This is a genomic window from Microbacterium sp., from assembly GCF_011620715.1.
Lineage (GTDB): Bacteria > Actinomycetota > Actinomycetes > Actinomycetales > Microbacteriaceae > Microbacterium.
On the sequence record NZ_WOYP01000051.1, the window covers coordinates 1 to 5,167 of the forward strand.

The following is a 5,167-nucleotide window of genomic DNA, read 5'->3' on the forward strand; positions in this document are numbered from 1 at the left end:
TCGAGACCGGTTCCAAGATGGACGAGGTCATCTTCGAGGAGTTCAAGGGCACCGGCAACAGCGAGCTGCGCCTGTCGCGTCAGCTCGCCGACAAGCGCATCTTCCCAGCCGTCGACGTGAACGCGTCGAGCACCCGCCGCGAAGAGATGCTGCTCTCGGCCGACGAGGTCAAGATCACCTGGAAGCTGCGCCGTGCCCTCGCGGGCCTGGACCCCCAGCAGGCGCTGGAGGTCGTGCTCGGCAAGCTCAAGGAGACGCAGTCCAACGTCGAGTTCCTGATCCAGATGCAGAAGTCCATCCCCACGCCCACCGGCGGCGGCCACAGCCACGGGCACGAGAACAGCATTCGCTGACGCACGGCGTTCGGAGCATTTCATGTTCGAATCGGTGAAGACCCTCATCGAGGAGCACAAGGCCGTCCAGGAGGAGCTCTCCGACCCGGCGGTGCACGCCGATGCGGCCCGCGCGAAACGCGTCAACCGGCGCTACGCCGAACTGTCGCGCATCGTCGCGGCGTATGACGCATGGATGCTGGCGGTCGGTGATCTCGAGGCCGCTCAGGAGTTCGCCAAAGAGGACGAGGCGTTCGCCGCCGAAGTCCCCGTTCTCGAACAGCGCGTGCAGGAGTCTCAGGAGAAGCTGCGGCGCCTGCTCATCCCGCGCGACCCCGACGACGCCCGCGATGTGATCATGGAGATCAAGGGCGGTGAGGGCGGCGCAGAGAGCGCGCTGTTCGCGGCCGACCTGCTGCGCATGTACCTGCAGTACGCGGCATCCCGCGGATGGAAGACCGAGCTGCTGGAACGCAACGAGTCCGACCTCGGCGGCTACAAGGACGTGCAGGTCGCGATCAAGGGGTCCTCGACCGATCCCGCACAGGGCGTGTGGGCCTCGCTGAAGTACGAGGGTGGGGTGCACCGCGTGCAGCGGGTGCCGGCGACCGAGTCGCAGGGCCGCATCCACACCTCCACGACCGGGGTGCTCGTCTTTCCCGAGGTCGACGAGCCCGACGAAGTCGAGATCAACCCGAACGATCTGAAGATCGATGTGTTCCGCTCCTCCGGCCCCGGCGGACAGTCCGTCAACACGACCGACTCCGCGGTACGCATCACGCACCTGCCGACCGGCATCGTGGTCTCGATGCAGAACGAGAAATCGCAGCTGCAGAACCGCGAGGCCGGCATGCGCGTCCTCCGCGCCCGCATCCTGGCAAGGCAGCAGGAGGAGATCGACGCGGCGGCATCGGACGCCCGCAAGTCGCAGATCCGCGGCATGGACCGGTCGGAGCGCATCCGCACCTACAACTTCCCGGAGAACCGCATCGCCGATCACCGGACCGGCTACAAGGCATACAACCTCGACCAGGTGATGGACGGCGCCCTCGGCCCGATCATCGAGTCGTGCATCTCCGCCGACGAGGAAGAGCGTCTGGCCTCCCTCGCCGCCGACGCCTGATTTCGGCGGCATCGGCATCATCCGACGTTCGTGGCGATCCCGATCGTCCTCATCCCGAACGCCGGCATCGGCATCTCTCCGAGCGGATCGCCTGGGTGCCGGCACTCGTGATCGTCGGGATCATCACCGCCCCGGCGACGCGGCTGCTGCCACTCGTCTTGCTCAGGAAAGAGGTCGCGCCGCACCGGGCCGACTGACCGTTCGGTCAGATGCTGTATTCGGGAGCGGTGAGCAGCGCTCGCGTGTCGAGGCCCTCGCGCTTGATGCGCGCCCTCGCCGGAACACCGACCAGGATGCTGTCTGCCGGCGCATCGCGCGTGACCACGGCGTTCGCGCCGATGACCGAGCCGGCACCTATCGTGATGGGACCGAGCACCTTGGCGCCCGCGCCGACCGCGACGCCGTCCCCGATCGTCGGGTGCCGCTTGCCGCCCTCGCGCTGACGACCGCCCAGAGTGACGCCGTGGTACAGCATCACGTCGTCACCGACCTCGGCCGTCTCGCCGATGACGACGCCCATGCCGTGATCGATGAAGAACCTGCGGCCGATCGTCGCACCCGGGTGGATCTCGACGCCGGTGAGCCAGCGTGTGAGCTGCGAACCCAGGCGCGCCACGAAGCGCGCCCGCCGCACCCAGAGTGCGTGCCAGAGCCGATAGGCCCAGACGGCATGCAGGCCCGGATAGAGCAGCGCGCTCTCAAGGCCGCTGCGCGCTGCGGGATCCCGCAGCTTCGCTGTGGCGAGGTCTTCGCGGATACGGGCGATGGCACCGATTCGTTCGGTCATGCGGTCGCCTCGGGCTCTTTGAGGTGCTCGTAGAGCGCGGTGGACAGGTAACGCTCCCCGGCATCCGGGACGATCACGACGATGCGCTTGTCGGCGGCCTCGGGGCGGGCCGCGATCTGCAGCGCAGCCCACACCGCTGCGCCGGCCGACATTCCGGCGAGGATGCCCTCGCGGGTGGCCAGCTCACGGGCCACCCGGATGGCATCGTCGAACTCGACGTCGAAGATCTCGTCGACCACCGACAGGTCCAGCACGCCGGGGACGAAGTTCGGCCCGATCCCCTGGATGCGGTGTCCCCCGGCCCGCCCCTCGGTGAGGACAGGGGAGTCCTTCGGCTCGACCAGGGCGACCTTCACATCAGGATTGCGCTGTTTGAGGACGCTGCCGACCCCGGTGATCGTGCCGCCCGTGCCTGAGCCGGCGACGAAGTAGTCCACCTGCCCGTCGGTGTCGCGCCAGATCTCCTCAGCGGTGGTCCGCCGGTGGATCTCGGCATTGGCGGGGCTGTCGAACTGGTGCGCCAGCACCGCCCCGGGTGTTTCGGCCGCGATGCGCTCGGCAGTCTCCACCGCCTCGGTCATGCCCTTGTAGGGGTTGGTCAGCACAAGCTCGGCCCCGTATGCCTTCAGCAGCGTGCGCCGCTCTTTCGACATGGATGCCGGCATCGTCAGGACGACCTTGTATCCCCGCGCAGCGCCCGCCAGGGCGAGCGCGATGCCCGTGTTGCCGCTGGTCGACTCGACGATCGTGCCTCCCGGCTTGAGCTCACCGGATGCCTCGGCGGCATCGATGAGCGCGATGCCGAGACGGCACTTGACGCTCGCGCCGGGGTTGTAGAACTCGAGCTTCACCAGTACCTCGGCAGCGATCCCCTGCGTGAGCGCGTTGAGCCGCACCAGCGGCGTGTTGCCGAAGGCGGACGTGATGTCGGAGTGGATCCCGGGCATGGATCGCCTTTCTTCGCGGAGGGAACTGCTCAGTCCTCGCGCAGGTGATCGTAGAGCGCGGTGGACAGGTAGCGCTCGCCGAATGACGGAACGATCACGACGATGTTCTTGCCCGCGGCCTCGGGGCGCGCGGCGATCTGCAGGGCAGCCCAGATCGCGGCACCGGAGGAGATGCCGACCAGGATGCCGTCCTGCGTTCCGACCGCGCGGGCGGTCTCGACCGCATCGGGGAATTCGACGTCGATGACCTCGTCGATGACGCTCTGGTCGAGGATCGCGGGGATGAAGTTCGGTCCGATCCCCTGGATCTTGTGGGGGCCGGGCGTGCCCTTGGTCAGAAGCGGCGAGTCGGCAGGCTCGACGGCGATGACCTTGGCGCCCGGGACCCGCTCCTTGAGCACCTGGCCGACACCCGTGATCGTGCCGCCCGTGCCGATGCCGGCGACGAAGTAATCGACCTTTCCGTCGGTGTCGCGGATGATCTCCTCGGCGGTCGTCTTGCGGTGGATCGCCGGGTTCGCCTCATTCTCGAACTGGCGGGCCAGCACGGCGCCGGGGATCTCGGCGGCGATCTCCTCGGCCTTGGCGACCGCGCCCTTCATGCCGCCGGCGGGGTCGGTGAGCACGAGCTCGGCACCGTAGGCCTTCAGCAGCAGGCGACGCTCGACCGACATCGACGACGGCATCGCGAGCACGACCCGGTAGCCGCGAGCCGCGCCGACCATGGCCAGCGCGATCCCGGTGTTGCCGCTCGTGGCCTCGACGATCGTGCCGCCGGGCTGCAGCAGGCCCGAGGCCTCGGCGGCGTCGACGATCGCGATTCCCAGACGGTCCTTGACGCTCGAAGCGGGGTTGTAGAACTCGAGCTTCGCGAGAATGACGCCGTCGACGCCCTCGGCCACGCGGTTGAGGCGCACCAGCGGGGTGTCGCCGAATGCGGAGGTGATATCAGGGTGGATGCCGGGCATGTCGGGCCTTTCGCGGGGTCAGCGGGTGCGCAGACAAGCCTAGGCGAGCCCTCGCGTGTGAGTCCTTCTGTGACGATCTCGCAAGCGCCGGAGAACCGTCGTGGGGGATCTAGGCTGGGTGCCGCTCATGTCTGACCATTCCGCCGCCGCCCTCCCGCTCGCCGCTGCCCTGCGCAGCGCCGCTGACCGCCTTTCGCGGGCCGGTCTCGTCGACGCGCACGTGGATGCCGAGATCCTCGCCGCGCACGTGCTGAGGCTCCCGCGTGGAGCCGTCGAAGCCGCCGCGATCCGGGGCGACCTGCTCGGCGCGCCCGACGCGGAGCGCTTCGAGACGCTCGTCGTGCGGCGCATGAGCCGCGAGCCGCTCCAGCACCTGACCGGCACCGCGCCGTTCCGTCACCTCGAGCTGCGGGTCGGGCCGGGCGTGTTCGTCCCGCGACCCGAGACCGAGATGGTCGCGCAGCTGGCGATCGACGCGCTCCGTGCTGCGGCATCGCCCGCGCCGATCGCCGTCGACCTCGGCGCCGGCAGCGGTGCGATCGCCCTGGCCCTTGCGACCGAGGTGCCGCACGCGCGCGTCTTCGCGGCCGAGAACTCGGTGGACGCTTACGTCTGGACCAAGGAGAACTTCGCCCTCATCGGCGCCGACAACGCGGAGCTCGCCTTCATCGACCTCGAATGCGCCTTTCCGCAGCTCGACGGCACGGTCTCGGTGGTGGCGTCGAATCCGCCGTACGTCCCTGATGCGGCGATCCCGCGCGACCCCGAGGTGCGGTTCTTCGACCCGCCGGCCGCGCTCTACGGAGGGGCCGACGGCCTCGACGTGGTGCGCGTGGTCAGCCGGGTCGGGCTCCGCCTCGCGCACCCTGGCGGCATGATCGTGATCGAGCATGGCGAGTGGCAGGGCGAGGCCGTCCGAGAGCTGCTCGCCGCCGACGGGTGGCGGGCCGCCTCGACCCACCCCGACCTCACGATGCGGGACCGCGCGACGACCGCGATCCGTCCCTAGG

5 protein-coding genes and 1 pseudogene are annotated in these 5,167 nt (G+C 69.1%); 3 read left to right on the forward strand and 3 right to left on the reverse strand.

Annotated features, from left to right (window positions below):
* Both QZV84_RS05055 and prfA read left to right on the forward strand, forming a co-directional pair.
* Positions 1 to 353: pseudogene (locus QZV84_RS05055) on the forward strand (transcription termination factor Rho); the annotation flags it as partial.
* A gap of 22 nt (positions 354 to 375) precedes the next feature.
* Positions 376 to 1,455 (forward strand): peptide chain release factor 1, encoded by a 1,080-nt coding sequence (gene prfA, locus QZV84_RS05060; RefSeq protein WP_292826275.1) that lies wholly within the window; start codon positions 376 to 378, stop codon positions 1,453 to 1,455.
* A 205-nt stretch (positions 1,456 to 1,660) separates the two neighbouring features.
* On the opposite strand, the gene epsC is transcribed toward prfA, so the two are convergent.
* Genes epsC through cysK (QZV84_RS05075) form a run of 3 tightly spaced genes read right to left on the reverse strand, consistent with a single transcriptional unit; the run spans position 1,661 to position 4,157 of the window.
* Complete coding sequence (gene epsC, locus QZV84_RS05065; protein ID WP_292826278.1) at positions 1,661 to 2,242, reverse strand: serine O-acetyltransferase EpsC; 582 nt, start codon at positions 2,240 to 2,242, stop codon at positions 1,661 to 1,663.
* Complete coding sequence (gene cysK / locus QZV84_RS05070) at positions 2,239 to 3,189, reverse strand: cysteine synthase A (protein WP_292826281.1); 951 nt, start codon at positions 3,187 to 3,189, stop codon at positions 2,239 to 2,241. Before cysK (QZV84_RS05070) ends, epsC begins: the two co-directional genes overlap by 4 nt.
* A gap of 29 nt (positions 3,190 to 3,218) precedes the next feature.
* Positions 3,219 to 4,157 carry a cysteine synthase A gene (gene cysK / locus QZV84_RS05075; protein WP_292826284.1) on the reverse strand — a complete coding sequence of 313 codons (939 nt, stop codon included), beginning with the start codon at positions 4,155 to 4,157 and terminating at the stop codon, positions 3,219 to 3,221.
* Positions 4,158 to 4,284: 127 nt separating this feature from the next.
* Between cysK (QZV84_RS05075) and prmC the strand changes: the two genes are divergently transcribed.
* On the forward strand, positions 4,285 to 5,166 hold the full coding sequence (gene prmC / locus QZV84_RS05080) for a peptide chain release factor N(5)-glutamine methyltransferase (RefSeq protein WP_292826287.1): 882 nt from the start codon (positions 4,285 to 4,287) through the stop codon (positions 5,164 to 5,166).
* Position 5,167: the final 1 nt, after the last annotated feature.